Raw genomic sequence first — 26858 nt, forward strand, 5'->3', positions numbered from 1 at the left:
ATTTGGCAACCGTATGTTTCAAAAAAGTACGTCATTTACATTCCACTTTAATTTTTTTTGCATTCCGTTTGCGATCCGTATTCGGCATACGCATACGCATTGTGATTGTGGATGCTTTCGTAATTTTCCGCCTCGACGGAAAACCATGCGAAGGGTTTTGCAATCGGAAAAGAGCGCAGCGAAAGATACGTTTCGCGTACGATGTCTTCGGCAAAGCGCGGGTTGTCATACGCGTGTTCGGTCACCCATTTTTCATCCCGCCGTTTAAGCGCGGCATAGAGACCGCCCGATGAAGCGTTTTCGATGACGGCGATGACGTCTTCGATCCAAAAAAAATCCGAATACAGCAATTTTACGCGCACCGTACCCCGCTGATTGTGCGCGCCGTAATCGCTGATCGCTTTCGAACACGGACACAGCGTTGCAACCGGCACCGAAACAGAAATAAAAAAATCGCGCTCGGTTTTTCCGACGCTTCCTTCATACGCGCACATATAACTCATCATACTTTTCGTACCGGTGACAGGTGCGCTCTTTTCGATAAAAAACGGAAACGAAACGGTTCCGCAAGCGCGGGCGGCGAAAAGTTTTGAACGGATCTCGTCGAGCATGTCGAAAAAGCGATGCATCGAAATATCGAATCGATATTTGTGAAAGACTTCGATAAAACGGCTCATGTGCGTACCTTTGCAGTCTGCCGGCAAATCGACAAAGAGATCGACCGTCGCCGTCGTGTTTTGTGTTTTATTGATTTTATCGAGCACCGTCACGGGATAGTGCAAGCCCTTTACGCCGACTTTTTGCAGCGGCACACCCCGCGTATCCTTTTCGCTTTGCATATCGCGCATCGCAGCACGGGATATTTTTTCGTCAGCGCTCACGGCCTCTCTCCGCAGCTTCAAGCGTATTCTGCATGAGCATCGCAATCGTCATGGGACCGACCCCTCCGGGCACGGGCGTGATATACGATGCGACCTCTTTTACCGCATCGAAATCGACGTCGCCCGTCAAACGGAAACCGCTCTTTTTCGCCGCATCGGGAATGCGGTTGACACCGACATCGATGACGGCGGCACCTTCTTTTACCATATCCGCGCGGATCGTATTGGGCATACCAGCCGCCGAAATGACGATATCGGCATCCTTTGTGAGCGCTTTCAAATCTTTCGTTCCCGTATGACAGAGCGTCACCGTCGCATTGCAGTCTTTGCGCGACAAAAGGAGGGCGAGCGGTTTTCCGACGATATTCGATCGACCGACAACGACCGCGTGCGCACCCGAGGTTTCGATGCGCATCGATTTGAGGAGCACGACGATGCCGTGCGGCGTACACGGAAGCGGCGCATCACAGCCTATGACGAGCTTTCCGATATTGACAGGATGAAAGCCGTCGACGTCTTTTTCGGGCGAAATCGCAAAGAGTATTTTACGTTCGTCGATGTGCTTCGGAAGCGGCAGCTGCACGAGAATGCCGTGAACGCTCTCGTCGCGGTTGAGCGATCCGATAAGCGAAAGGAGTTCCGCTTCGCTTGTATTTTCGGGCAGCTCGACGGAACGGTCGTTCATACCCGCTTCCGAAAGCGCGTTCCGTTTGGCTCGCACGTATGAAAGGCTTGCGGGGTCGTTCCCGACGAGGATGACGGCGAGGCTCGGCTCAACGCCTTCCGATTTCAGTTCCGCAGTCCGAGAGGCAATACGTCCTCTGATATCCGCCGCCGTTTTTTTTCCGTCAATAATCACCGCACTCATCGTGTAACCTGCCCCGCTTTCCGCATCTTTTATCATTGATAAAACTGCTTGAAAAAGATATACTGAACAATATATCTTTTTTTATAAAAATATGCTATCTATGTGAGGAAAGATGAAACGCACCGTAGCGCTATGCTGTATATTATTTTTTTGCGCCGCCGCTTTTTTTGCCGCCGGCAAATCTCGAGGCGACGAATACGATGACGGTACGCAATTCCGCTATACGATGAACGGCGCCGGCGATCAATATATTCAGATTTCGATCATGCCGAGCTTTCCGCTCAATTTCAAAGGCAAGATGTATGTCGGAGGCGCTGCGGATCTCGGCTACCGGCGCTTTATTACAGGATTGTTTGCCGTCGGCGGCAATATCATGGTCGGCTACCATCCGACGCTCGGCAGCAATATCTTCAACTTTTGGCCGGTAACGGCAAGCGTCACGTTTCAGCCGTCCGTGTGGCGCTTCGAATTTCCTCTTTCGGTCGGAGCGGGCATCGCATTCGAAACCTATCAGAGCAGGAGATATTTTCCGGGCTTTGTGCTGCGGCCCGAAGTCGGCGTATTTTACCGTATGTCGGAAAGCTGGTCGTTCGGAATCGGAAGCGTCTTTTTGTGGATGCCGCAGTGGTACAAAGATCCGAGCTATAATTTCGACGGCCTCTTTTTGACGGCATCCGTTTCGGCACGGTACCATTTTTAAGGATTTTATATGAAACGCATATTCTCCGTTTTAATAATTTTTTGCGTATTCGCGTGCGCCGTTTTTTTTACCGGCTGCCAAGACGTCATCTTCGCCAAAATCATGGGCGAAGTCGAACTCGAAGATGCGACGATAACCGGCCGCGTCAATACGATCGTCCGTTGTAAGCTCGGTACCCAAGAGTACCTTTTTATCCAAAACGGCAGAGTATACGGGAAGCCTGCGAGTTCGGCTTCGCACGGCGACTGGAATTTGATGTCGGACGGACTGCCGAAACTTTCTTACGACTATTACAACAAAAAATTCAACGGTATCTATATCTATCAGCTTGCCGCAACGGAAAACACGCTCTATGCGCTCGGCGCCGAAATCGAAGAAAATACGGAAGAAGGCGAAAATATCGCCGGGAGCCGTTATTTGTATTATTTTAACGGAAGTACGTGGATCCGATGTAACGGAGAGGTTACCGGTACTTCGGGAAACACGACAACGATATTTTGCACAAATACGATCGCCGCGGCAAATCGAACGGCGTATCTCCGCAGGAACGGAACGGTGAGCAAACTGAGCGATTCTCCTTCGAGCAGCACATACATCGATAGCGCTGCGACAACTACAACCGCGTACATACCCGGCGCTTCAACCGTATCGGTTGTGTATGGCAGCGATAACAAACTCTATTTTTTTGATTCGTGCTCGGCAGCCTACACAACATACGTGTATTGGGCGAGCGGTTCGACTTTAAAATATTTGAATATCGCAACTACAACGGTAGGAGATTCGGTAAGCTGTTCTACAAACATCACGTCCATAGCCGCGACGAGCGATGCGATCATTTTGGGAACAAAGGGACGGGGTCTCGAAAAGACGACAAATACGAGCGGCGTCCCCGGCTCATCGCTCACGAGCTTTTCGACAAACGCAGATTCCGCGCTCGGCTCCCCGTACATCATCCCTGCGATGCTCTGCATCGACTCCGCCGCATCTGAAACGGGCGCAACGCTTTACGCATCTGCAGACTTCAAACGGAAATCGAGTACGAGCGGCGGCAACTACAAAGACATCGGTCTTTGGTCGTACTACCCGTCCCGCGGCAATTGGAACAGGGAATAGGTAAGCTGTTCTCGAAAGAAAGATAAAGAGACAGGGATCAATCGGAAATATGAAAAAGAACAAGCGCTGACGGTTTTTACGATTTTATATTAATGGGCAAAGTTACCTCTAAAAACTGCAGTTTTTAGAGGTTCCCTAATGTTTTGTTTCGGACTGTATATCCTCGGTATTTTTATGCTTAGGAGGTCGGCTTTAAGATTTTTCAATTTTGTCTTTATAAAATACAGTCCTAACACTGTATTATTTATTATAAATCCGGCATTTGTAATTATTAATTTATGTATTCTTTTTAATAAAAAAGCAGCGCTATTTGATGAGCCGATACGCTGATGCGGACAATGTACAAAATGCGATATTCGAAGTATTATTGAACCATGCCGCGAAATTACGTTACGGAGGCGATCGTTTTTTCGGTAAAGCCGCTCGGAGAACTTAACAGCTCGGTTTGCTTTTTGACAAAGGAACACGGCACGATCTACGCGACGCTCTACGGGGGGGCAAAGAGCAAACTGCGCTCCCTCGTTTCCGTTTGGAACGCGGGTACGGCGTATTTTTACTGTAAAGAAGCGGACAATTTCGAACGCAACGTAAAGATATCGGATTTCGATGTAAAACGCTATCACCTTTCGTTCCGCGAAAACCTCTACAAGTCCTATGCGGCCTCTCTCGCGGCGGAACTCGTCATCAAAACGAAGTGTGCCGGCAGTTTCGAATCGTGCTGGCGCCTCGCTTCGGGATTTTTCGACGGACTTGAAATCGCGCAGGGAAGCCAGTGCGAGCGGGGTCTCGTCCGCTTTTTATGGCGCTATATGGAACTGCTCGGCATTCAAAGCGACGCTTCATCGTGCGCGTCGTGCGCTCGCAGTTTTACCGCTGGAAATTTCGCAGGAGATGCGGTAGTATACAATGCGGTCGAAAACGGATTTTTCTGCCCTTCGTGCGCCGACCGAAACGAAAGCGCGCACCGCTTTACGCTTTCTTTAGGTGCTGTACGCTACCTCGACGCGGTTTCGCGTTTAAGTCCGCACGACTCTCGTGCACTCGAACTGTCGGACGGAGCGCTCGGTGAGCTCAAACGGCTCGTCTTTTTTCTTTCGGAACAGGCGGCCGGCACAAAATTACAATCGCTTGCAACAGGGATGGGTATATTATGAAAGCGACGGATATCATTGCAAAAAAGCGCGGCACCTTTGTCCGCAGCGAAGACGGAACGCAAAAGATCGCACAAAGCACCGCTCTCACACGCGAAGAGATCGCGTTTATGGTTTCGGGCTATGTCGAAGGGACGATCCCCGATTATCAAATCGCTTCGTGGCTTATGGCGATCTATTTCAACGGCATGACATTCGAAGAGACGGGCATGCTCACCGACGTCATGCTCCGCTCCGGCGATGTCATCGACTTGAGAGCTGCCCGTCTTTCCGGCCCCTTTGTCGATAAACATTCGACCGGCGGTGTCGGAGACAAGATTTCGCTCCCGCTTGCGCCGATCGCGGCGTGCTGCGGCATACAGGTTCCGATGATGAGCGGGCGCGCGCTCGGCTATACGGGCGGCACTCTCGACAAACTCGAATCGATCGAAGGCTACCGCACCGATCTCACTCCTGAAACCTTTGCAAAACTTATCGCTAAGACCGGCTTTGCGATGACGGGGCAGACGAAAAAGATCGTCCCCGCCGACAGGCTTTTGTACGCGCTCCGAGATGTGACGGGAACCGTAGAATCGGTGTCTCTCATCACGTCGAGTATATTATCGAAAAAGGTTGCGGAAGGAAGCGACGCGCTCGTCTTCGATGTAAAGTGCGGTTCGGGCGCATTTATGAAATCGATGTACGATGCGGAATCCCTCGCTCTCTCGCTTGTAAAAACGGCGTTCGCTATGGGCAAAAAAGCGTCCGCTTTCATCACCGGCATGGACACGCCGCTCGGAAAAAAAGTCGGAAACTTTCTCGAAATCGAAGAGACGATCGAGTGCCTCGAAGGACGCGGACCCGAAGACGTTATGGAAGAAACGTACGCGCTTTGCAGTGAAATGCTTTTGCTTGCAGGGAAAGCGAAAACGGAAGCGGACGCCCTCGCTCAATGCAAACAAGCAGTCGAATCGGGAGCTGCCCGCGAAAAGTTTTTACAAAACGTCGAAGACCAGGGCGGAAATCCTGCAAAGCTCCTTTCGGAAATCGGAAAGAGGCGGTCGCCCCATCATACGGTACTCGAAGCTCAAACAAGCGGCTTTCTCACGCTCGACTCTCTTTCAGTCGGCCTTGCGGGGATCGATTTAGGCGTCGGGCGAAATAAAACGAGCGATGCCGTATGCCCCGACGCGGGCTTTATCGTGCATGCGAAAACGGGAGACTTCGTACACAAGGGGGATCGCATCCTCGACCTATACGGAAAAGACGAAGCGTGTCTTACGAGTGCGAAGCGCAAAATCGAAGATGCCCTCGCCTACTCCGACACGGTTCCCGATAAAAAACCGCTTATCCTAAAAACGATACGGCAGTAAAAAATTGACCACATTGATAAAGGATTGTGATTTTGAAAGAATGGCATAAAAAAGAGGTATCGAGGGAAGCGGTAAAAGCGCTGTGTGACTTGTACGATGTCGACGTGCTCACCGCTTCGATTATGGTGCGGCGCGGCATTACGCAGGCGAACGACGTGCTGTATTTTAAAGAAAGCGACCTGCGCTTTTTGCACAACCCTTTTTTGTTTTCAAATATGGAAGACGCGGTCGACCGCATTACGAGTGCAAAAGAAGAGGGCGAAAAGATATTGATTTTCGGCGACCGCGATGTCGACGGCGTAAGCGCGACGGCCATCCTCTACACGTATTTGCAAAGGAGCGGCTATGACGTTTCGTGGCGGCTTCCCGTCGGAGACGATGCCTACGGTCTTTCGATGCAGGCGGTCGACGACTTTGCGAAAGACTACGGCTCGCTCATCATAACGGTCGACTGCGGCATTTCGAACGCGGCGGAAATCGAGCACGCGAGAGAGCTTGGCATCGATGTCATCGTCACCGATCACCACAATCCTCCCGAAACGCTTCCCGATGCCTCTGCGATTCTCGACCCGAAAGTAAAAGATTCGGGCTATCCCTTTGCCGATATTTCGGGGGCAGCGGTTTCGTACAAACTCGTCGAAGCGCTCCGCTTCAGCGAATCGGAATTGTACAAAGCGGAGATCGCGCTTTTGAACGTGAGGCCCGCCGAAACGGAAGGCGTATACATCGACTGCGTAAAAGTGCAAAACCTCGTCCGTACGGCATCCCTTTCGGAGCATATAAGGGGCGGGGGCATATCGATAGCACAGACGAAACTTCCCGAATTTTTGAAAGGCGCGCAGATTTTTACGTGGAACGAAGAAGCGGTCAAAAAACAGCTTTCGGACATATTCGGACGCGGCGTCGAATTCAATACGGCAGATCTCCGTCCGGAAGTTTCAAAACTCATCCCCTCTCTTTCGCGCATGAGCCTCCTCGAAGCGAAGGACGCTTCCCGCATCGCAAAATACAGCTCGCAGCCGATAAGCGAAATCGACGGTTTTTACAATATATTCGTAAGTTTTGCCGAAAAGAAAATGGAAACGAAGCAAAAGCTTGCCGACCGGCAAAACGATCTCGAACTCGTCGCCGTCGCCGCGATCGCCGATATCATGCCGCTAAAAGACGAAAACAGGATCCTCGTGAGGGCGGGATTGGACGCGATGAACGAAGGGAATGTTCGGCCGGGACTCGCCGAATTGTTTTCGCGTCTTTCCGTCGCGGGAAAAAAGATAAGCTCTTCCGATCTGTCGTGGACGGTCATCCCTGCTCTCAACGCCGCAGGCCGCATGGGACAGTCGAACGCCGCCCTCGAAATGCTCATCTCGCCCGACGCCGCCGTGCGCGAAAAGAGAGCTGAAGAGATCATCGAGCTCAATGAAAAAAGAAAAGTTTTCGTCGGAGACGCGGCGAGTGTGACGGCGATCCAAGCGGAAGAAAGCTTTGAGCGCTGCGGAAAAAAACTCTGCACCGTCGTCGACGAGCGGATCAATAAAGGCGTTACGGGCATACTCGCTTCGCGCCTTATGACAAAATACAAAGTGCCTGCGATCGTCATCACCTTTATCGACAGAGACACTGCCGTCGGTTCTATGCGGAGCTGCCGCGGTCTCAATGCGACGGACTTTCTCGCTTCACTCGGCGATATCTTTATAAGCTACGGCGGACACAACTGCGCGGCGGGCTTTTCGTTCCCGCGGGAAAAACTTCCGCTTTTTACCGAAAAACTGAAAAACGCGGTTTCGCGCATAGCGCTCGATTCCGAATCGGATACCATCGACGTGGACGCGGAACTTCCTGCAAATTACCTTTCACCCGCAATCCTCTCGGTTGTCGACGCGTTCGAACCCTTCGGCGAAGGCAACCGCGAAATCGTTTTTTTATCGAAAGCGCTTCCCGTATTCGATGTATCTCTCGTCGGCAAAAGCGAACGGCGTCATTTGAAAATCACGTTCGACTGCGGAAAATATAAATTCCCCGCGCTCTTTTGGGGCGAAGGAGAGCGGCTCGGACGCGACTTTAACAAGGGCGATGCGCTCGACGTTTTGTATTCGATGAACAGAAATACTTTCAACGGCTCGGTAACGCCGCAGATGATAATCACCGATTTCGTTCGGTCGGGAGAACACGGATATGCATAAGTTTAAGAGCATCTCGGAAAAATCGCTTCGTGCAATTTTTTCAAAATTTTTCCGTATTGCGATTTTTGCGCTTCTCTGCGCGTCGTATACATCAGCGGATACGGCTTCGTTTGAAGGAAGTGCGTGTACGCTCGACGTGCAGTACAATTCCAAAGCCGAGCCGGGGGACGCGATCGTCGTCCGGATGACGCTTCGGGGAAAAGAGCGAAAGCGAGCCGTCAAAGACACGATCGCCCGGGCGGAACTTCGCACCGAAACGAAAAAAATCGATTCGGCACAATTTTTTTATATCAATCAAAAAGCGAAAAAGCAAAACGTACAGGAGCTTTTAGCATACGTACCGGTTTCGATGTGGGTTTCCGACGGAGCATATACGATCAAAGTCATCTACAGCGCATTCGGTGCGGAAGCCGAAGAGTTTACGCTTCCTCTCACCGTTATTAAAAAAGACTTTATCAGCGAAACGATAGCGCTCGATGCGCGGAACACGGGGATCAGAACGAATACGAGTCCCGAGCGCATAGCACAGAGCGAAAAGCTGAACGCGCTTTTGAGGACGGTCATCCTTTCCGACGTTTACACGGTAAAGCCCTTTGTGCCGCCCGTCGCACAGGACACGAGGAGGACATCGCTTTTCGGAGAGCGGAGAACTTTCCGCTATTCGGACGGAAAATCGGCCGCATCCGCTCACTACGGCATCGATTACGGAGTTCCCGAAGGCACAAGCGTCGCCGCCTGCGCCGACGGAAAAGTCGTCATGGCGGAAAACCGCATAACGACGGGCTTCAGCGTCGTCATCGCCCATGCGCCGGGCTTATACAGCCTCTACTACCACTTGAGCGCTTTAAACGTCAAAGAAGGACAGAACGTCAAACAGGGAGATGCGCTCGGACTATCGGGCAAAACGGGGCTTGCGACCGGTCCTCACCTGCACTGGGAAGTGCGGCTCAATATGTGCGCCGTCTCTCCGGACTTTTTTACCGGCGATTACGCGTACACGAAACAGCAATAAACGATTCACAGCCGCGCGGTGTCAAGCCGGTACTGTTGGCACGGCACAGTTGCGCATTTTTATTAAACGATGTATGCTGTTTTTATGTATCTCTTTTTGATTGTCTTTATGCCGCTTTCGCTCGTATGGTATCTTATACGTGAAAAAGATAAAGCTGTTATCCCCGTCGCGATCGCAGGGGCGCTTTCGTCGATCGTATTTTGCGCATTCAAAGCGTTTTTTTCTTTTTCATACCGTACACCGCGCGCAGGATTTTTCGTAAACTACGTATATATTCTGCTCGCCTACACGCTTATTCCCGTCGCCGCAGTCTATCTCGTTTTTTTAGTGCTTTCCAAAGATGACGACACCTTCCTTGTAAAATCATACTTTCCTCTTTTATGTGCTTTTTTTTCGGTATATCTTCCGTATACAGTGCTTTCCGGCAGCCGCTCGGCGTATTCGGCGTTCGAGCTCTTTTGCAAACCCGTACTCTATACGGCGATGCTCGTGTCTTCGGCAATCTGCGTTTTTTTTCTGTATCGGAGGGGAACGACAGGAAAGCGCTTATTCATATGGATACTTGCACTTGCCCTTTCTCTCTTCGTGCCTGCAGCAATCGAAGCGGCATGGTTTATCGGGCTTGCATTTTTTGTACCTCTTGCGCTTTTTGGAGCATACGTATTTTTTTCAGCTTGCGGAGCCGCTCACTTTTTGCGCGGCGATTTTCAGGAAGAAAGTATTTCGATTTTTTTGCCGAAAAAATCATTCGTTAAAATTATACAGCGAGTAAATCTTCAGATTTAGGAGCTGTATAATTAGTGCGCGAGAGCGCACACGTTGATTCGCGAGTTTTGATTCGAAAACTCGAAGTTAAATTGAACGGCGCCATTTCAGACGTTCAATTTTAACTTTCCTTAAAATTCAACAGTCGAACAAAATATCAATTTTGGAGACTGTTGAATTAGTGCGCGGAAGCGCACACGTACATCCGCGAGTTTTCGAATGAAAACTCGAAGTTAAATTGAACGGCGCTGTTTCAGACGTTCAATTTAAACCTCCGGTTATTGTTTGCATAGAAAATCGTGGAGCGTTTCACGTCCTGGTGAATGCACGGATGATAGAGGCTGCCGCTTGCGTTCAACGAATCTTCAAGGCTTCTCAGCCCGTTCGGATATACAAGCCGTGCATACACCATGATGACGAACTGTTGCCTCGCTGAAAATCCCTTGCAGTATTTATCTGCATCTGTATCGGCTACAATTTTTTCAAATCGAGGTCTCTCAATGAACGATAGCAACTGTCCCGGTTTTGTGTTATACTTATTCATATCTGTAATTCCTTATGTGATATTGTTTTGTGTGGTAACTTAACTATATCACCGATTACAGACTTTAAAAAGTCTCTATGTTATCTTGGCAGCTGTGAAAAAGGTTCTCAAAAATTGATGAAAAAATGGGCGGGAGATACAATAAAAGATGGATGTTTCCATTATCATCGTAAACTACAATACGTGCGAAATCACAAAAAACTGTCTCCTGTCAATATATGAAAAGACAAAAGAGATTAACTTCGAAATAATTGTCTCAGACAACGGTTCCAAAGACGGTTCTCAGGATATGATCCGCACGGAATTCCCGGAAGTCAATTTAATAGAAAATAATGCAAATCTCGGCTTCGGAACGGCAAATAACCGCGCCCTTGCCGTCGCCAAAGGAAAATACGTTTTTTATTTGAACAGCGATACGATTTTATTAAACAATGCGGTAAAAATATTTTTCGATTACTGGGAAAATGCAGTTGATAAGGATACAATCGGCGCACTCGGGGCAAACCTGCTCGATACACAGGGGCATATCATTCATTCATACGGAGACTTTCCCGATATCGACTCCGTTATGAAAGATACGATAAAAGCCCTGTACGGGACGTCTAAACTTACACTCCTCAATGTTTTATTTCGAAAGCAGATATCCTCGTACAATCAGAATTCGTCGGAAAAAAAGATACTGGGAGAAGTAGATAGTATAATCGGTGCGGATCTTTTCTTAAAAAACGATGAACATGCATATTTTGACGAACATTATTTTATGTACTGCGAAGAAACGGATCTTCAATACCGGCTTGCGCGGCAAGGAAAAAAGCGGCTTTTAATCGACGGTCCCAAGATTATTCATCTGAACGGCGCGTCATCAAAAAAAGAGATGCCGGATACTGTTCGCATATTTTCAACTTTTTCTTTTATCAATTATAATTTATCGAGGATTTATTTTTTTCGAAAACACGGCGCAAACCGTTTTAAAATTTTTATTATAAAAACGGCATTATTTTTCATCTGGTTGAATCCGCTCCTGTTCTCAAAAACAAAACGCTATATACCGAAACTGTTTAGGACATAGTCTGACAAAATCCTAATTTTAGGATATACTTCCATATCGGCTTAGAAGGGAATCGGATGCAATAAAAGCAGCCCCTGCAGATAACGGACAATCGATGAAATCTTTTTTGAAAATATTTACGATCCTTACTCCCAAACAGATGCGTATGTGCTTTATACTCATCTGCTTTATGTTTATCGGTGCGGCCTTTGAAGCGGTCGGTATCGGAGCGCTCTACCCGCTTATAAATATCATCGGCCGACCGGACTGGCTTGAAAGTCACAAAAAGATTTTCGATATCGTTTCTGTTTTCGGAATAAAATCGCATCGGAGCTTTATCGTCTTTTGTGCCGGAGCGCTTATCGCATTTTATTGTGCAAAAAGCCTTGCGCTCATTATTCAAACCAAACTGCACTTACGCTTTTCGCTTGAAAATCAAAAAGACTACACCGAGCGCCTCTACGCCTATTATTTACGGAAACCGTATCTCTACCATGTAAGCATCAATTCTTCCGTGCTGCAGAGGAATATAACGGCGGGAGGACGCATCGTATTCGCCGACATCCTCGTCTCCGCGCTTTCGGTCATAACGGAATTGATAACGGTTTTTATCATCTGGATCATGCTGCTTGTAATGGATTGGATCATCGCGCTCGCATCTCTGTGCGTCATCGCGCCGCTCATCATATTGATTTTAAAATATTTCAGAAAACGCATCACCAGACAGGGTGAAATTCAAAACGTCTGCATGGCCGACTATACGAAATGGCTTTTGCAGGGTTTGGGTTCCGTCAAAGAAACCAAAGTGATGCAAAATGAAGATTACTTTTGCAAAATGTTTTCCGCTGCTTATGCGAAATATTCCGATACCACGCGGCAATTTATGTTTATCGATAAGCTTCCCCGCATCATCGTCGAGCTCACGGGAGTATGCGGCATACTCCTGCTCGTGATCGTAAAAATCATGGCGGGAGTCGCACCTCAAACGATCGTGTCCTCTCTCGGCGTTTTGGGGCTTGCCGCGGTACGCCTCATGCCGAGCGTCAACAGGATCATCAGTCTGTTCAACACTATCAAATTCAATATGCCCCTGTTCAACGAAATGTACGACGACTTGCTCTCGATCAAAAACGAAAAAGATAAAGACGAGCAAAACCGTTCGCACGCGACGGCAGGAAAACTGCAGTTCAAAAAAGAAATCGAAGTGCGTGATCTGACATTTTCGTATCCGAATACGGAAAAGCCCGTCTTTAAAAATATTTCGTTTACAATTCCGAAGGGAAGCTTCGTCGGAATCGTCGGCGCATCGGGCGCGGGAAAGACGACCTTTGTCGATATACTGCTCGGACTTCTGCCGCCTGAAAGCGGAGCGATCCTCGTAGACGGAAAAAATATGTACGACGATATTTCGTCGTGGCTCTGCAATATCGCGTATGTGCCGCAATCGATCTATTTGATCGACGGTTCGATCCGCGAAAATATCGCGCTCGGCATCCCTGCGGACAAAGTTTCCGAAGAACGCATACGCACGGTATTGAAAATGGCGGAACTTTCCGATTTTGTCGAAACGCTGAGCGAAAAAGAAAATACGCGGGTCGGAGAGCGCGGTGCGCTTCTTTCCGGAGGACAAAAGCAGCGCATCGGCATTGCGCGTGCGCTGTATTCCAGTCCGTCCGTCCTTGTTCTCGACGAAGCGACGAGCGCTCTCGACAACGAAACGGAAAAAAGCATAACGTCAACGATATTGAAACTGAAAGGTGAAATAACGATCATTTCGATAGCGCATCGGCTTTCGACGCTCGAAAACTGCGATTTTAAAATCAAAATCGAAGGCGGCAGGGCTTTTCGAGTATGAGTTTTCCTTATTCCAAGTACGGTTGATCCCGTCGTCGAAACGGCTTATATATGCCGGAATGCTTTTATGACGACGGGACGATTTATAACATAAAAATATCCGGAGCAACAACTATGGCAAATATTACAATCAACGGACTTTTCTACAGCGACAGACTGACCGGCATAGAACGGTTTGCGCATGAAATCACAAAACGCTTGGACGCGCTTGCATCCCCGAACGAATTCTCTCTTATACTTCCGCCTGCAGCATCGACAGAGATTCCCCCATTCAATAATCTGCACACCGTCCGTCTTTTTACGACTCCGTTTTTTTCAATAAATAAAATCAAACTCTATCTCTATCTGCTTGCAAATCCTTCGGTTTGCCTCGACTACGGAAACAGAACACCGTTTTTGGGACACAATATCGTTTTTTTACATGACATCTATTGCCGGGTCTTTCCGGAAGATTTTCGTACGGCAAAAGACAAATATATCATGAAGAAAACGTGTAGGATGTATAAGCGCATCGCCAAAAAAGCGCGCCTCATCTGTACCGTGTCGCACTTCAGTAAAAAACAGATCATGGATTACTACGGCGTACCGGAAGAAAAAATCCGCGTCATCTACTCGGGATCGAATCACATGGATACGATACAAGCGGATGAAAGCGTCTTTGAAAAGATCGGCGGATTGAAAAATAAAGAGTTTTATTTTACGCTCGGAAGCCTTTCGCTTCGAAAAAATCTCAAGTGGATCATGGAGCATGCGGAACTTTACCCGAACGAGCTTTTCGTCGTTTCAGGCGCGATGCTCAAAAACGTTATCCCTCCCGAACTTGAAAAAATAAAATTATTAAAAAATATTATTCTCGCAGGCTACCTTTCAGACGGCGAAGTAAAGGCACTCATGCAAAAATGCAAAGCGTTCGTGCTGCCGTCGTACTTTGAAGGCTTCGGATTGCCGCCGCTCGAAGCGCTTTCCTGCGGCGCACCTGTCATCATTTCGAATGCCGCAAGCCTACCCGAAATATACGGCGATTGCGCGCACTATATCGATCCTTTTAAGCCGGACGCCGATTTGGACGCGCTCCTTGCAGAACCCGTTTCCTCCCCTGATCCTCTTTTTGAAAAATATTCGCTCAACAATTCGGCAAAAAAATTATATGAGATTTTAAAAGAAATCGAAGGCAATCGATAAATTCAAAACGAGGAAAATATAAAAGGTACCGCGAGCGGTATAATAATAACGAGATGAATCATTAAAAACGCAAAAACATATCACAGAGAGCCGGCGCTCCCTCATTTAGTGATAATCCGTAATCGTTACTTCATAAGCTTCATTAAGACGATTACAGACGGGTTTGATAGCCTTTGTTACGGCGTACAGAGCGCCGGGGTATTGAACTCTCCGCCCGAATCAATTTTGTCAACCGATAAATCTTGCCGCTTCAATTACGCCTTCACCGTTTTCCCTAATGGCGAGTGTGTCAGTAGGAAACAGATCGGTGGAACCTACGAACAGATAGTCGATGTGCCCGTCAGCGATATTGATCGAGAAAAAAGATAGCGTGTTAAGAGATTCTGTGCTGTATTCTGTACCGAACTCTTTTATAATATAAGAACGAAGCTCTTTCTCCCGCACAGGAAGACGCACAATCAATGTGTGGAAATCCGCAAACCGTTTTTCTACTGCAGCGGAATCGTTTTTGTTACACATAAGATATATATGCAAAGTTTCGCCGTTCCACGGTATTTCACCCTCCAACCATTTATCGTATCGCCATGTGAATACACACAACTCGTCCGTCAGCGTTTCGGGAACTTCCTCTGTAGACGCAGACGTTACAGCAAGCAGTATACAGGTTACTACAGCCCCCAAAAATCGGATACGTTTTTTTATTCCCAAGTTCATACATAACCTTGCAAATACAATATAATACGAATATCTCATGTACGCTATAAAAAATTGTTAATCAGATTTAGTTTTCAAAAAACTCCAACCAATGCCCGTCGGGGTCTTCGAAGGTCAGCAGCTTGCCGTAAGGTTCTTCTCTGATATCTCCGATCAATTTGACGCCGAGAGAAACCAAATGCCGACGCATTTCTTCAATGTCATTTACCTCGAACATAATTCTCGTTTTTACAGATTGTACCGATCCTTTTTCCGCAGGTCGTTGCAGCAGGGCGAACGACGTTTCTCCTAAATCGAATTCCGCCCAAGCACCGTCCTCTTCAATGAACTTAAGTTCAAAACCGATATTTTGATAAAAGCGGATCGATTTTTTTATATCGCTTACATAAATCCAACAGGCATATATTTTTTGTATCTTCCTGTTCGTCGCCATTTTGATTTTCCTTCCACGCGCCCCGCGTATCTAACCCAGTTTGCCTTCCATCATTCCAACCCATTCGGCATCCGTTTTTATCAGCCGGTTCTTTTTTAAGTTTTCCTTCATAATCCATTTGATATGCTTACTGTTTTTTTTCAGCAGCTTTTCAAAAGCCTTTTTTCCTTCAGCAGGCGCATGAACAATTGCAACGCTCCAGCCGTATCCGAGCGCCTTTTTAAGCGCATCTTCTTCGTCGGTGAGCTTATCGCTGTGAGCAAGCGTTTGCGTAATTTCATCTAAAACATATATCACTTGAACGGCTATTGTTTTATCTTTCAGCAGCTCCGGCTCACACAATCCTGCGACAGCAGCTCTTTTTTCGTAACCGTTTCCGTTTTTTAAATTCGCGATATTTATTAAAGTTGCCGTTATATCTTTCTTGGCCAATTCCTGCACGGCAATCGCAACCGCTTCCCGAATACGCCAACTTTTATGGGACGCATAACGGGTAATAAAATCGATTGCAGCCTTGTTGTCGTTTTGATGATACAGCGCGTATGCAACAATACCGCACATTCCGACAAATTCGTCGGGAGAATTTTCGGTATCATTTCGGATAAGCGCCAAGCATTCGCGTATTTCATCTTCCGTTGCCGTTTTTGAAAAAGAATACAGCAATTCCAAATTGGCTCTCGGACCGGGAAGATGCGAATTTTGTTTAAGCTGTTGAATCGTGTTCATATGTACTCCACTTTGCTTTCTATTTTAATTTTTTAATTGCGCGATTTTCGACCAATGTTTTCATTTGGGTAATAGCCGTTTTGTTAAGCTGAATGAGCCGTTCACTTTGCGAAAGGCCTTGTTTTATAAGCAGAGCATTTATGCTTTCCAAATTGCTGAGTACGACCAACTGTTCAAGCCCTGCATAGTCGCGTATGTTGCCGCTTTTGCCGCCGTTACGCTCGCGCCACTCTTTGGCGGTAAGTCCGAACAACGCCGTATTGAGCAAATCCGCCTCATCGGCATAAATAAGAGCCGCCTGATGCTTGCTTACCTCTTTCGGGATAAGGGTTTCCTTTATAGCATCGGTGTGGATGTGATAATTGATTTTTGCAAGGGTACGCTGCAAATTCCATTCAAGTTTGAGGCGGTTGTTTTCATCATCTTTCAACCGTTGAAATTCTTTGATGATATAGAGCTTAAACTCTATCGAAATCCACGAGGCAAACTCTAAGGCAATGTCCTGATGTGCGAAAGTTCCTCCATTGCGTCCCGATTTAGAGACTATGCCGATGGCATTGGTGGTTTCTATCCATCGTTTGGGAGTGAGAACAAAACTATTCAATCCCGCCTGTTTCCTAAACCCCTCGAATTCGAGGGGTTTAAAATCGGGATTGTTAATAATTTCCCAAAAGCCCAGTAATTCTATCGTATTACGATTCCGCAGCCAATTCTGTATGATAACGTCAATATGCTCAGGGTCTTTGTACCGAGCGATATCCGTCAGTGAAATATAATCATTGCTTTCATGTTTGTAAATTACGATTTCATTTCCCTGTACGTTTATTTTCCTGTTCTGTGCCATTTCATTCTATCCATTATCCATTACATACCGACTGCAAATTATTTTATCGCACGCGTCGCAATGAACGACGGGATGTGCAGTTCGTGCAGGCGGCCGTCGCCGTTCGTGTCTTCGTATATATCGGTGAGCGTAAAGCCTGCACGAAGCTGTCCGCCGATTTGTTCGCTTACTGTATGAGAAAATTGCCAACCGCTGTCCGATTCTTCAAGCTGTTTGCGGTGTACTTCGTAAATGAGCGGATTAAACGGAAGAGCGTTGATAATCTTTTCTTCTTTTTGATCGACAATATAGTTTATGCCGATATCAAGTCCGCACAGCAAAACGCCGCCTTTTTTAAGCACGCGGAAACATTCGGCAAATACCGGCTCGACCTTTTCGATATAGCAGTTGCTCACGGGATGAAAAATAATATCGAAAGATGAATCGGCGAAGGGCAGCGGTTTTGACATATCCGCGCGCACGATGTTTATGCGATAGTCTTCGCGTTCGGCAACAACGCGTTCCGATTCAAGCTGTTTTTCCGAATAGTCAAGCACTGTGCATTCCGCTCCGGCGGCGGTAAAAATCGGCATTTGCTGACCGCCTCCCGACGCGAGCCCCAAAAGCTTTTTGCCTTTTAAATCGCCGAACCATTCGCGCGGCACCGGTTTTGTCGGTGTCAACACTACAGACCATTGTCCGTTTTGCGCCTGCACAAAGGTTTGATGATCGACGGGCTTTCCCCATTCCCAGCCTTCCGTAATCCATCGGTCAATGACCGCCGCGTTCGCGTCTTGATAAGTCTTCATGATCACCTCTCATAAAACCCGCAATTACCGAACCTGTTCAAAAGAAGCACCGTTCCAGCGATACTCGGTTTGCGAAACGGTTTCGCTTTCCGTTTCATACTTATCGTTCTCTTTTCCGTCTTTCGTTATCTCGATAATAATATTCTTTCGACCTTTTTCCGAAGCGCTCCATTTTTGATTATACACATCGTAAGCTTTATTCGGAAAAATGAGTTTTGTTTTTTTGTAGTAATACCCCTCCCAAAAAGAGCCGGCTGAAATTATCGGTGAAAATGTATTATCTTCATTGAAAAAATAAAAATCGCATATACAACTGCGGCCCGATCCGTATCCGAAAAAGTTTGAAAACAGTATAACGGGATTTTTTATAGGAAGTTCAAGATCGGCAACAACGGCAATATCTCTCGGTCTATACGGATGTCCTTTTTCTTTCGGTATAAAACTGAGACCTTTCAGTTCCGAAACGGCGCCGCCTTGTATCAGCAAAAACGTATCGTTTGTAAATACATATTCATCAAAATCCTCCGCACCGTACGGAATGCGGTAAAACGCTTGATATGTTACGTAATCGATTTTTCCGTCCGCATTTATATCACCTGCGGCATATTTTGACGTAAGCCAGCGTCCGCACATAAAGCCCGTGCCTTTACCGCATGTAATTTTATACCAATACGATAAAGCACCTTCGGCGAGCAAAGGCGGCACATCGCATTTTTCTATAACGGATACAACATCGCCTGCATTCAGCTGAAAAAGCTTTGCATATCCGCTTCCCGCTCCAGAGCGGACGTTTACCGCATTACCCGTAACGATACATCGCGTATCTTTATACGTAAACCCCTGATAATACAAATCGGTGTCGGTATTTTGTGCATACGCGCACATACATACAACGCACATAGCGGCAAATAAACCGGTCTTTTTCATCGGTCTTGCTTCCTCCGAAAAATATTTATACTTTAAGTACGTATACGTGCAAGATTACCGAAAAACCGGCAGCGGCGATCGTAAGCCGCACGCTTTTACTGCAGCGGTGCGAAGTATCCGCTCTCGTCCCTGCCGCTCCGGTTCATAAGATAGGTTTCGGCTTCAATCGGCAAAAACGCGCGCCCCATATCGGTGTTGAGTGAAGACATATACGAAAGCTGATAGCGTCCGACGGGAAGGTTCCGCAAATCGTCGACGACGGGAGCAAGTCCTTCCTGTCTGAAAACGTAATAGGATTTGCCTTTCGTGTTCTCTTCGAGGTAAGCGATTTCGGGATCGGCGGCGCCCTGCGTAAGAAGGACGGGCGAAAAAGCGATCGAATTGTTATTGAAATATGCGGTAAGTTCGGAAAGTCCGTACTTTTTAAAAGCGTTTTGCGTCACGCGTCCCGCGCTTAAAAACACGACGGCGCGTTTTGCTTCCGCGTTTATGAGATCGTTTGCGGCAAGACGCAGGGCGAGGTCGAGGGGCACTTCGGCCGAAACGGGCGTTTTTAAAACGTTTATGCCGAATTTTTCGGCCGCGCGCGGAGAGCCTTTATATTCCGTTGCGGGAACGGCACCTGCACAGACGATGCGGAGCGTCCCCTCGCCTTTCATCGCAGATGAAAGCTCGCGCACGGCGTTTTGGATTTGAGCTTCGTAAGCCGCGCTTTCTTTCGACCTGTCGATGATGATCGTAAGGTCTTCGATTTTATTGTTCGACGCGGCACCGATAAGTTTTTGCTGCAAGACGGGACTCTTTCCTTCCGTCAAGTAAAAATTTTCTTCGCCGAGACCGACGACGCTTTCGCGGCGGCGGTTTTCGACGGAGAGTTCGACGACAACGAGCGGAAATCTATCGGCATTGACGCGTTCGATCTGTACGAAAAGTCCGCCGACAAGCTCCTGCATCTTCGTCATCACATACACTTCGTTCGATTTCATATCGGTGACGAGGACGTTACCGTTCGCATCGGGCACCGCGCTCGTCAGGCGCGACGGAGCGTTTCCCGTTTTCGCGCTTTCGTATGTCGCTCCCGTTTCGAGGTCGACCGAAATCACTTTGTTCGAATCACAGACGACGAGAAAGTCGTTCCACGCTTTCATCGATTCGGGAAAGCGGAAAGTTTTTTCCCTCACCAGCGTGCGGATGAAGTTGCCTGCAGTATCGAATTGATAGATGCCGCCGGTCACGTTGTCTGCAACGTAGATGCCGCCCGAAACGGATGCGATGCCGGTAGGTCCCTGAAAGCCGGCAAATCCGTTTTGCGCCCTTCCGAAATAAAAGAGCGCGTTTCCGTCTTTATCGAATACGTCGACGCGGCTGTTTCCGTAGTCGGTCACGTAGATGTTTCCGTTTTCGTCTTCGGCGAGATATTGCGGGCCGACGCATTGACCGACGCCGCGTCCCTTCGAGCCGATATATTTAATAAATTTTCCGTCGGGGTTCAAAAGCGAAAGCCTGTCGCCCGCACTTTCGCTGACGAGCATATTGCCGCTTTGAAGCGCAATCACGTCGAGCGGCCGATCGAATCCGTTGATCGGTCCTTCGGCGCGGCGCACGACGGTGCCGTTGACGTTTATCTTCAAGAGTTCGTTGGAACCGTAAGCGACGACCCACAGAGTGCCGTCGGCAAGCGGAAGAGAAGAAACGGGTTCGCTGAACACAAGGACATCTCCGTTCATGCCGGGAAAGCTTCCCGCTTCCGTATAGCGCGCGTCTTTTCCGTAGGCATCGCCCGTCACGCGCCGCTCGCTGACAACTTCGATCCTGTTTTGCATGAGGATGCCGCCCCAGCCGTTTTCGTAAGCTCTCTTCCACGACGCGAGCGCTTCGCCTTCAAGTCCGCTTCGGTAATAAGCTTTACCGAGCCAGTCGAGTATCAAATTGTCGTCGCTTTTGTATGAAAGGGAACGTTCGAACTGCAAAATCGCTTCGTTGAACGCGCCGCGGTAATAGGCCTGCACGCCGCGCCGGAATTCTTCGGCCGCAAAGCCTTCGTCGGCCGTGCGCATTCTCCCGGGAGCGGAAAGACCTGCCGTATCCTCTGCAAAAAGAGAAGCGGCGAACAGCAGCAATAAAAGGAGCGCTCTCTGTGCCGCGCGGAAAGCATTTTTACGTATCGATTTTTTTGCCGAAAAGTCTGCATGCGGAGCATGAGAAAAAACATGTTTCATCGCACGTCCTTAAAAGCCTCAAGCTGCGCGACGTGTTCTTTGATAACGGCGTTCGAACCGTCGAGCTTTTGCGCTTCCGTAAGATATTTTGAAGCTTCTTCCATGAGGCCGAGTTTGAAATATACCCACCCCAGCGAATCGAGGCACGCGGCCGATTTCGGTTCGGATGCGACCGCTTTTTTGCAGTAGGTCAGCGCCTTCGTCAAATCGGTATTTTCGCATGCGAGCACGTATCCCATGCCGTTCAGCGACGTGAGATTTTCGGGATCGGTTTCAAGCGATTTCTCGTAATATTCGAGACATTTTTTGACGTCGTTTTGCTCCCACGCGATAAAGGCGATAGCCGCGTAAACGGACGCGTTGCGGTAACCCGTTTCGAGCAGTTTGTTGAGTTCGAATTCGGCAAGACGCCTGCGGCCGGAAAGCGCGTAGATGACGGCGAGGAGAAAGCGACACTGCAAAACGCGCTCGAGTTCCGTACCCGACGTGACCACCTGTTCCAAATACAAAAGCGCGTCGTCGTAGCGTTCGAGCTTCGCATAGCACAGCCCTATATAATACGCGAGCTCTATGCCGTCGATCCCCGTATCCTGAGGAAGCGCGAGAAAAAACGCGAGAGAGTCCGCATATTTTTTTTGCTTATACAGCAGTATACCCTGCCGCAATATGTCGGGAGTTTCGGATGATTTTTTTGCTTCGTTTGTCATGTTCCCACCAACACATTATTTTACACCGAAAACGAAATGCCGTCCACTCCTTTTGCCGCGCGCACTTCGGCATAGATACGAGAGACGGCGACAAAACCTTTTTCGCATACCGTATTGTCGCTTGCATCTCCGCCGTGCGTAACGATGTCCCCTCCGCAAAAAAAGCTGTACCGGTCGCCGTCGGGGCCGGCGAGCACGTGAACGGCATCCCTATATTCGCGAAACGATATTTCATCGGCAAAGGAAGCGCCGCCGTAGCGATCGAGAGACAAACCGTTGACGTTTACAAAAACGCACAGACCGTCGGGAGTACCGTCTCCGTTTGCCGTATGCGTAAGTGAAATGAGCGATGACAGATTGGAAGAAGCAAAATGCGCCATCGCATCGTAACGCCACAGGCCGTCCGAAGAGCGCACGCTGAAGGCGATCCCCGGCACTCCGTAGAGCACCGCCTGACGGGCAGCGGCAGCGGTCCCCGAATAGAGAATATCCGTTCCGATATTTGCACCTCGGTTGATGCCGGAAAGCACGGCGTCCACGCCGTTTCCGATGATGCCGCTTTTGAGCGCAGAGATGACGCAGTCGGCGGGCATACCCGAGCACGAATAGACACGCTGTCCGTGTTCTTTTATTCGAAGCGGCTTATCCATCGTAATGCGGTTCGAAGCGGCCGAGCGGTTTCTGTCGGGCGCAAATATCCACACTTCGTGACCGGCATCGGACAAGTGCCGTGCAAGCGTTTTTATGCCGTCGGCGGAAAATCCGTCGTCGTTTGTTAAAAGCAATTTCACCGTGAAGTCCTATTAGGTTCAATTTCGAGTTTTTTAAAACTCGAAATTTTCCAACTGTTTCATTTGCCGATTGAACGGCGAGTTTCGAAAGCAAATAAAATGATGCGGAGGCGAGGTTCCGGCTGCGTGCCGTTTCGAACGTTAGGCTTACGGAAGCCTGCCCTAAAAGTTCGACCTCGGCACATACACGGCGAGTTTGCGACGCAAACTCGGTAGTGAGCGCAGCGAACGACGTTCTCGCCGAAAGCATACTTTTATTTAGAAATACTTTCGAAACTCGACATTCGACCTATTACTTTACGATGTGCGCGCCGTCGGCGGGCAGCACACGGTACGAAGACGGATGAAAGCCGAATATCCTTTCGTACTCGGAAAGCTTCGTTTGAAACGCTTCTTCGTCTTCTTTTCTGATAAACGTATACAGGCATCTCCCGAAGCCCTTTCCCGTAATGCGTCCGCACGTAACGGGGTTTCGAAGCTGTTCGAGATTCGGCTCGAGTTCGCCGACGCGTTTTAATATCCAGTCGATTTCAGGACACGAAAGCTCGAACAGATCGCGCATGCTTTCGTGACTGTGGTTGACCGCGCGCGCAAATTTTCCGAAATCGTTTTTAACGAGGGCAGTCCGCGCATCGATGACGTCATTGTGTTCGCGCATGATGCACAAGAGTTTCCGCCTCGTATCTTCATTTACCGCAGAAAGCGTTTCGTTTATTTCAGTAACATTGTTTTCGTACTGCCAGCCGCCGTATACGCCCCGCTTCCGTTCGCGGAGATCTCCGAGCAAAAGCGCGTTTTCCGATTCGTGGATCGTGTTTTCATCCCACACGGATACGCGCGGCACCCTCGCATCGGTGAGGAGGATGAGAGAGTCGTCGAACGGAAAATCGACGTAATCGTAGGCGGCACGCGCGTGATCGGTGATGAGCAGCTTTCCCGCTTTCGAATATAGGGCGGCAAAATTGTCGGCATTGTAGTTGCCTATTTTCAAAAACGATTTATTGCCGCGCTCGATCGCCTCAAGCATTTCCGCATCGCTCATGCCGAGCGAAAAGAGTTCGCGGAATGCGAGGGCGCTCGCGGCCTTTATCGCCGTCGTAATGCCGAAGCCCGCGGACGGAAGGATATCACTGTACACGGTAATGTTCATGCCGCCGAGCGTACACCCTCCGGCAAGGAATCCCGAAATGACGGCTTTGATCGCATTCGCCCAGCGGTCTTCGCGTCTGAATTTCAACGACGAAAGATTCGAGCGCTTCCGCTCGTTCATCTGCGAAAAGAAAAATTTCAGCATGGAATCGTCGCGCTTTGAAACGGAAATGTAAACCGGAAGGTTTACCGCCATGGAAAGCGTTTTATCACGGAAAAACCACGAATGTTCTCCAATGAGATGAAAACGCCCCGGTGCGACAGCCGTCACTTTCGGAAAAACTTCATATTCTTGTTTGTGCTCACCTCTCACCTGTTTCATACGGCAGTCCGAATCCTTAAAACGCCGCTTGTACTCGGCAGCGTTATATATTATAATATTTTCTATTGTATACTAATGAGTAATTTTTTACAAGTTTTCCGTGTACTTTTTTCGGCGATTCTCGTGTCCGCTTCCATTCCGAACGAGTTTTTTTTGCTCGGATGCCCTTATATCACCCTTATTTCGCTCGTTCCGCTCTATATCGCTCTTTCCGAATGCTCTTCGTACAAAAGCGCGTTTCGGATCGGCGCCCTGCATACGTTTTCCGTCCACCTGTTTTCGAGTTTTTGGCTCGCCTTTTTTAAAGATTTTGCGATTTTTACCCTCGGCGCATCGGCTGTCGGTACGGGTCTCCTCGGCGGTATTTTGGGGCGCATGCTCTACGTGCCCTACGCACGGCACGGCGACCGCAAAAAGCCTGTAAAGGAGGCGGAACCGAAGTGGTCGCAAAAATATCTTGCCGAAGGGGCGGGACGCGCGGCATACGCCATTCCGTTCCGCGTCTTTTGGTTTTCGTGTACATACACGCTCTACGAATGGTATAAAGCGTCGGGAACGGGCTTTCTCGCATATCCGTGGGGCACGCTTTCGTCAAGCGCGTTTCCGTGGCGGCTCTTTATGCAGATCGCGGATCTCACCGGAACATACGGCGTTTCGTTTTTGTTTGCGCTGTGCTCGGCAGTCTGCGCGGAAGGCCTTTTGCTGCTCAAGCGTGCGCCGAATCTTATCGCACCGCACGCTTCCCTTTCGGCGCTCAAGTGTACGGCGCACGTGTGCATCGCGCTCTTTGCGCTTTCATTTTTATACGGCGCTTTTCAATATGCAAAACCGCGTACTCCTGAAAAGACGCTCAATGCCGTCTTGGTACAGCAAAACAGCAATCCGTGGAACGAATCTTCCGACGAAGCGTCGATCATCGCATCGGAAAAACTCAGCGAAGAAAAAATCGACGCATTGAAAGCGAAAGGGAAAAATGTGCACCTCGTTGTCTGGAGCGAAGGCGTTTTGCGTCATTCGTTTCCGAGCGGACAGGCCTATTATTCGCTCTACCCTCCCGAAGAGCCGCTTTTGGAATTTATTAAACGGATGAACGTGCCCTTTATCATCGGCGGCCCCTACGTCGCCGACGGAGAGATACGCAGGCTGAGCAACGCTTCTCTCCTCTTCGATGCCGAAGGCAGCTTCCGGGGCGCATACGAAAAGATTCACCTCGTGCCCTTTGCCGAAGTGCTGCCCGGAGAAGAATACGAATGGGCGGTCAATCTGATGGATAAGCTTGTAGGAATTTCCGCCGGATGGAAAGCCGGCGATCAATACGTGCTCTTCGATATTCCGTGTGAATGGAGCGAAGGGCGCGCAAAGAGGGCGTCGAAAATCGTATCGCTCGCAAAAGGCGCCGAAGACGAGGAAGCAAAAGACGAAACGCCGCTCGTGCGTGTCAGCGCGCCCGTCTGCTTCGGAGATGCCTTTCCGTCGGACGTGTGCGGTCCGCTTCACAGGTACGGAAGCGACGTGTTTATCAACATAACAGACGACTCGTGGTCGAATACGAAGTCCGCCGAATACCAGCACTTTGTCATCGCCTCCTACCGCGCGATCGAATACCGCACCACTCTCGTGCGTTCGACGAACGCCGGCTATTCGGTCGTGCTCGATCCCGCAGGAAAGCTCGTCGCCGATATGCCGCTTTTCAAAAGAGACGCGCTCGCCGTCTCGATCCCCGTCTATAAACATTCGACGACGGTTTATGCGCTTTTCGGAAATTGGCTTCCGTTCGTCTTCGGCGTTTTAATAATCGCCTATTGTCTCTACGTTTCGCTCGCCTTCGTTTTCGGCGATGACTTTATCTACGAAACGCATTAATAAAACGACACCGGTATTGCATTGTCTGTCGAGCGATACTTGAGCGATGACAGCTTGTCACGCGCTCGATTTATTTTTATAATAAATAAGCTAAAAGGAGGCATTATTGCCATGAGCAAATTTATCATCAAAAAGGCAAAGACAGGACTTATGTTCAACTTTGTCGCGTCGAACGGCGAAGTCGTTGCAACATCCGAAGTGTATACGACAAAAAAAGCGTGCAAAAACGGTATCGCAAGCGTCCAGCGGAATGCGGGAGCCGACGTCGAAAACCTTGAAGACAAGGCCGGCGTTCACGTCAAAGGCGCAAAGTACGAAACGTATAAAGACAAGCGCGGCGAATTCCGCTTCCGCCTCAAGGCGACGAACGGCCAAATCATCGCCGTCGGCGAAGGCTATAAAGCGCTCGCAAGCTGCATGAACGCGATCAAGTCGATCAAGACGAATGCGCCGAGTGCCGAAATCGTCGATGAAACCAAAGCCGAAAAGGTAGAAGCAAAAAAGCCCGCGTCAAAAGCGAAAAAGGCCGGATGTACCGCCTGCGGCTGCAAATCTAAAAAATAAAGAACCGGTTATGGGGTTGTTCAAAAACTTTGGATGACCACTTGATTTACCATGCGATGTTTAAAATTACGTCATTACGATACAAAGACTTGATTTTAAACTCGACGGGCTGTCGAAAAAGGAAGCGGCTTTTGAGACAGCCCCTTTTCATTATAGAAATT

Annotated in this window: 25 protein-coding genes; 12 read left to right on the forward strand and 13 right to left on the reverse strand. The window is 48.8% G+C overall.

Translation table 11 applies throughout. The annotated features are described in order from the left end of the window. Nucleotides 1–47: 47 nt before the first annotated feature. Both folE2 and folD read right to left on the reverse strand, forming a co-directional pair. Nucleotides 48–881 (reverse strand): GTP cyclohydrolase FolE2, encoded by an 834-nt coding sequence (gene folE2 / locus JSQ97_RS01115; protein WP_486389575.1) that lies wholly within the window; start codon nucleotides 879–881, stop codon nucleotides 48–50. Continuing rightward, complete coding sequence (folD, locus tag JSQ97_RS01120) at nucleotides 871–1749, reverse strand: bifunctional methylenetetrahydrofolate dehydrogenase/methenyltetrahydrofolate cyclohydrolase FolD (protein ID WP_205074375.1); 879 nt, start codon at nucleotides 1747–1749, stop codon at nucleotides 871–873. Before folD ends, folE2 begins: the two co-directional genes overlap by 11 nt. Before the next feature lie 112 nt (nucleotides 1750–1861). Between folD and JSQ97_RS01125 the strand changes: the two genes are divergently transcribed. The 7 genes from JSQ97_RS01125 to JSQ97_RS01155 all read left to right on the forward strand — a co-directional run bounded on the left by JSQ97_RS01125 (nucleotide 1862) and on the right by JSQ97_RS01155 (nucleotide 10043). Further along, a complete protein-coding gene (locus JSQ97_RS01125) occupies nucleotides 1862–2449 on the forward strand; it encodes a TP0733 family outer membrane beta-barrel protein (RefSeq protein ID WP_205074345.1) in 588 nt (195 codons plus the stop codon). 9 nt (nucleotides 2450–2458) lie between these two features. Continuing rightward, nucleotides 2459–3562 (forward strand): hypothetical protein, encoded by a 1104-nt coding sequence (locus JSQ97_RS01130; protein WP_205074346.1) that lies wholly within the window; start codon nucleotides 2459–2461, stop codon nucleotides 3560–3562. Nucleotides 3563–3936: 374 nt separating this feature from the next. Beyond that, nucleotides 3937–4716, forward strand: a complete 780-nt coding sequence (gene recO / locus JSQ97_RS01135) for a DNA repair protein RecO (protein ID WP_205074347.1) — start codon at nucleotides 3937–3939, stop codon at nucleotides 4714–4716. Continuing rightward, nucleotides 4713–6065 (forward strand): thymidine phosphorylase, encoded by a 1353-nt coding sequence (locus JSQ97_RS01140; protein ID WP_205074348.1) that lies wholly within the window; start codon nucleotides 4713–4715, stop codon nucleotides 6063–6065. The genes recO and JSQ97_RS01140 overlap by 4 nt, the downstream gene beginning before the upstream one ends. 26 nt (nucleotides 6066–6091) lie before the next feature. Next, a complete protein-coding gene (recJ, locus tag JSQ97_RS01145; RefSeq protein ID WP_370590015.1) occupies nucleotides 6092–8245 on the forward strand; it encodes a single-stranded-DNA-specific exonuclease RecJ in 2154 nt (717 codons plus the stop codon). Continuing rightward, complete coding sequence (locus JSQ97_RS01150) at nucleotides 8238–9257, forward strand: M23 family metallopeptidase (protein WP_205074350.1); 1020 nt, start codon at nucleotides 8238–8240, stop codon at nucleotides 9255–9257. The genes recJ and JSQ97_RS01150 overlap by 8 nt, the downstream gene beginning before the upstream one ends. A gap of 84 nt (nucleotides 9258–9341) precedes the next feature. Next, on the forward strand, nucleotides 9342–10043 hold the full coding sequence (locus JSQ97_RS01155; RefSeq protein WP_205074351.1) for a hypothetical protein: 702 nt from the start codon (nucleotides 9342–9344) through the stop codon (nucleotides 10041–10043). A 232-nt stretch (nucleotides 10044–10275) separates the two neighbouring features. Here the strand turns inward: JSQ97_RS01155 and JSQ97_RS01160 are convergent, their stop codons facing one another. Continuing rightward, nucleotides 10276–10566 carry a DUF4372 domain-containing protein gene (locus JSQ97_RS01160; RefSeq protein ID WP_205074352.1) on the reverse strand — a complete coding sequence of 97 codons (291 nt, stop codon included), beginning with the start codon at nucleotides 10564–10566 and terminating at the stop codon, nucleotides 10276–10278. A gap of 148 nt (nucleotides 10567–10714) precedes the next feature. On the opposite strand from JSQ97_RS01160, the gene JSQ97_RS01165 reads away from it, so the two are divergent. The 3 genes from JSQ97_RS01165 to JSQ97_RS01175 all read left to right on the forward strand — a co-directional run bounded on the left by JSQ97_RS01165 (nucleotide 10715) and on the right by JSQ97_RS01175 (nucleotide 14650). Then, nucleotides 10715–11635 (forward strand): glycosyltransferase family 2 protein, encoded by a 921-nt coding sequence (locus JSQ97_RS01165; RefSeq protein ID WP_205074353.1) that lies wholly within the window; start codon nucleotides 10715–10717, stop codon nucleotides 11633–11635. 94 nt (nucleotides 11636–11729) lie between these two features. After that, nucleotides 11730–13469 carry an ABC transporter ATP-binding protein gene (locus JSQ97_RS01170; protein ID WP_205074354.1) on the forward strand — a complete coding sequence of 580 codons (1740 nt, stop codon included), beginning with the start codon at nucleotides 11730–11732 and terminating at the stop codon, nucleotides 13467–13469. A gap of 113 nt (nucleotides 13470–13582) precedes the next feature. Then, nucleotides 13583–14650, forward strand: a complete 1068-nt coding sequence (locus JSQ97_RS01175) for a glycosyltransferase family 4 protein (RefSeq protein WP_205074355.1) — start codon at nucleotides 13583–13585, stop codon at nucleotides 14648–14650. 228 nt (nucleotides 14651–14878) lie between these two features. On the opposite strand, the gene JSQ97_RS01180 is transcribed toward JSQ97_RS01175, so the two are convergent. From JSQ97_RS01180 to JSQ97_RS01225, 10 genes are all read right to left on the reverse strand, one after another. Further along, nucleotides 14879–15364, reverse strand: coding sequence for a hypothetical protein (locus tag JSQ97_RS01180; protein ID WP_205074356.1), 486 nt, complete (start codon nucleotides 15362–15364; stop codon nucleotides 14879–14881). A 67-nt stretch (nucleotides 15365–15431) separates the two neighbouring features. After that, on the reverse strand, nucleotides 15432–15797 hold the full coding sequence (locus JSQ97_RS01185) for a VOC family protein (RefSeq protein WP_205074357.1): 366 nt from the start codon (nucleotides 15795–15797) through the stop codon (nucleotides 15432–15434). Between the two features lie 30 nt (nucleotides 15798–15827). After that, complete coding sequence (locus JSQ97_RS01190) at nucleotides 15828–16523, reverse strand: hypothetical protein (protein WP_205074358.1); 696 nt, start codon at nucleotides 16521–16523, stop codon at nucleotides 15828–15830. Between the two features lie 19 nt (nucleotides 16524–16542). Continuing rightward, nucleotides 16543–17367 (reverse strand): KilA-N domain-containing protein, encoded by an 825-nt coding sequence (locus JSQ97_RS01195; RefSeq protein ID WP_205074359.1) that lies wholly within the window; start codon nucleotides 17365–17367, stop codon nucleotides 16543–16545. 38 nt (nucleotides 17368–17405) lie between these two features. Continuing rightward, nucleotides 17406–18155: a class I SAM-dependent methyltransferase gene (locus JSQ97_RS01200; RefSeq protein WP_205074360.1), complete on the reverse strand. Its 750-nt coding sequence runs from the start codon at nucleotides 18153–18155 to the stop codon at nucleotides 17406–17408. 24 nt (nucleotides 18156–18179) lie between these two features. Continuing rightward, complete coding sequence (locus JSQ97_RS01205; RefSeq protein WP_205074361.1) at nucleotides 18180–19082, reverse strand: SH3 domain-containing protein; 903 nt, start codon at nucleotides 19080–19082, stop codon at nucleotides 18180–18182. A gap of 95 nt (nucleotides 19083–19177) precedes the next feature. Further along, a complete protein-coding gene (locus JSQ97_RS01210) occupies nucleotides 19178–21301 on the reverse strand; it encodes a hypothetical protein (protein WP_205074362.1) in 2124 nt (707 codons plus the stop codon). After that, nucleotides 21298–22008: a tetratricopeptide repeat protein gene (locus tag JSQ97_RS01215; RefSeq protein ID WP_205074363.1), complete on the reverse strand. Its 711-nt coding sequence runs from the start codon at nucleotides 22006–22008 to the stop codon at nucleotides 21298–21300. The genes JSQ97_RS01210 and JSQ97_RS01215 overlap by 4 nt, the downstream gene beginning before the upstream one ends. A gap of 20 nt (nucleotides 22009–22028) precedes the next feature. Then, complete coding sequence (surE, locus tag JSQ97_RS01220; RefSeq protein ID WP_205074364.1) at nucleotides 22029–22799, reverse strand: 5'/3'-nucleotidase SurE; 771 nt, start codon at nucleotides 22797–22799, stop codon at nucleotides 22029–22031. 292 nt (nucleotides 22800–23091) lie between these two features. Continuing rightward, the gene (locus tag JSQ97_RS01225) at nucleotides 23092–24270 is read right to left on the reverse strand and encodes a galactokinase (protein ID WP_239446822.1); all 1179 of its coding nucleotides are present in this window, start codon (nucleotides 24268–24270) and stop codon (nucleotides 23092–23094) included. A 75-nt stretch (nucleotides 24271–24345) separates the two neighbouring features. Between JSQ97_RS01225 and lnt the strand changes: the two genes are divergently transcribed. Both lnt and JSQ97_RS01235 read left to right on the forward strand, forming a co-directional pair. Next, entirely contained in the window at nucleotides 24346–26133 is a 1788-nt protein-coding gene (gene lnt / locus JSQ97_RS01230) for an apolipoprotein N-acyltransferase (protein ID WP_205074365.1), read from the forward strand. 111 nt (nucleotides 26134–26244) lie between these two features. Next, nucleotides 26245–26697 carry a YegP family protein gene (locus JSQ97_RS01235; RefSeq protein WP_205074366.1) on the forward strand — a complete coding sequence of 151 codons (453 nt, stop codon included), beginning with the start codon at nucleotides 26245–26247 and terminating at the stop codon, nucleotides 26695–26697. The last annotated feature ends 161 nt before the right edge of the window (nucleotides 26698–26858 follow it).

It is taken from the genome of Treponema sp. Marseille-Q4523, assembly GCF_016901105.1.
Lineage (GTDB): Bacteria > Spirochaetota > Spirochaetia > Treponematales > Treponemataceae > Treponema_D.

Excerpts from the sequence above, each read along its gene's own strand:
- folD (WP_205074375.1), bottom strand. The coding sequence starts at position 1,749 with ATGAGTGCGGTGATTATTGACGGAAAAAAAACGGCGGCGGATATCAGA.
- JSQ97_RS01175 (WP_205074355.1), top strand. The coding sequence starts at position 13,583 with ATGGCAAATATTACAATCAACGGACTTTTCTACAGCGACAGACTGACC.
- JSQ97_RS01225 (WP_239446822.1), bottom strand. The coding sequence starts at position 24,270 with ATGAAACAGGTGAGAGGTGAGCACAAACAAGAATATGAAGTTTTTCCG.
- recO (WP_205074347.1), top strand. The coding sequence starts at position 3,937 with ATGCCGCGAAATTACGTTACGGAGGCGATCGTTTTTTCGGTAAAGCCG.
- JSQ97_RS01195 (WP_205074359.1), bottom strand. The coding sequence starts at position 17,367 with ATGGCACAGAACAGGAAAATAAACGTACAGGGAAATGAAATCGTAATT.
- JSQ97_RS01210 (WP_205074362.1), bottom strand. The coding sequence starts at position 21,301 with ATGAAACATGTTTTTTCTCATGCTCCGCATGCAGACTTTTCGGCAAAA.
- JSQ97_RS01125 (WP_205074345.1), top strand. The coding sequence starts at position 1,862 with ATGAAACGCACCGTAGCGCTATGCTGTATATTATTTTTTTGCGCCGCC.
- JSQ97_RS01215 (WP_205074363.1), bottom strand. The coding sequence starts at position 22,008 with ATGACAAACGAAGCAAAAAAATCATCCGAAACTCCCGACATATTGCGG.
- JSQ97_RS01130 (WP_205074346.1), top strand. The coding sequence starts at position 2,459 with ATGAAACGCATATTCTCCGTTTTAATAATTTTTTGCGTATTCGCGTGC.
- JSQ97_RS01235 (WP_205074366.1), top strand. The coding sequence starts at position 26,245 with ATGAGCAAATTTATCATCAAAAAGGCAAAGACAGGACTTATGTTCAAC.
- JSQ97_RS01170 (WP_205074354.1), top strand. The coding sequence starts at position 11,730 with ATGAAATCTTTTTTGAAAATATTTACGATCCTTACTCCCAAACAGATG.
- JSQ97_RS01150 (WP_205074350.1), top strand. The coding sequence starts at position 8,238 with ATGCATAAGTTTAAGAGCATCTCGGAAAAATCGCTTCGTGCAATTTTT.
- JSQ97_RS01200 (WP_205074360.1), bottom strand. The coding sequence starts at position 18,155 with ATGAAGACTTATCAAGACGCGAACGCGGCGGTCATTGACCGATGGATT.
- lnt (WP_205074365.1), top strand. The coding sequence starts at position 24,346 with ATGAGTAATTTTTTACAAGTTTTCCGTGTACTTTTTTCGGCGATTCTC.
- JSQ97_RS01155 (WP_205074351.1), top strand. The coding sequence starts at position 9,342 with ATGTATCTCTTTTTGATTGTCTTTATGCCGCTTTCGCTCGTATGGTAT.
- JSQ97_RS01190 (WP_205074358.1), bottom strand. The coding sequence starts at position 16,523 with ATGAACACGATTCAACAGCTTAAACAAAATTCGCATCTTCCCGGTCCG.
- JSQ97_RS01205 (WP_205074361.1), bottom strand. The coding sequence starts at position 19,082 with ATGAAAAAGACCGGTTTATTTGCCGCTATGTGCGTTGTATGTATGTGC.
- JSQ97_RS01160 (WP_205074352.1), bottom strand. The coding sequence starts at position 10,566 with ATGAATAAGTATAACACAAAACCGGGACAGTTGCTATCGTTCATTGAG.
- JSQ97_RS01180 (WP_205074356.1), bottom strand. The coding sequence starts at position 15,364 with ATGAACTTGGGAATAAAAAAACGTATCCGATTTTTGGGGGCTGTAGTA.
- JSQ97_RS01140 (WP_205074348.1), top strand. The coding sequence starts at position 4,713 with ATGAAAGCGACGGATATCATTGCAAAAAAGCGCGGCACCTTTGTCCGC.
- JSQ97_RS01165 (WP_205074353.1), top strand. The coding sequence starts at position 10,715 with ATGGATGTTTCCATTATCATCGTAAACTACAATACGTGCGAAATCACA.
- JSQ97_RS01185 (WP_205074357.1), bottom strand. The coding sequence starts at position 15,797 with ATGGCGACGAACAGGAAGATACAAAAAATATATGCCTGTTGGATTTAT.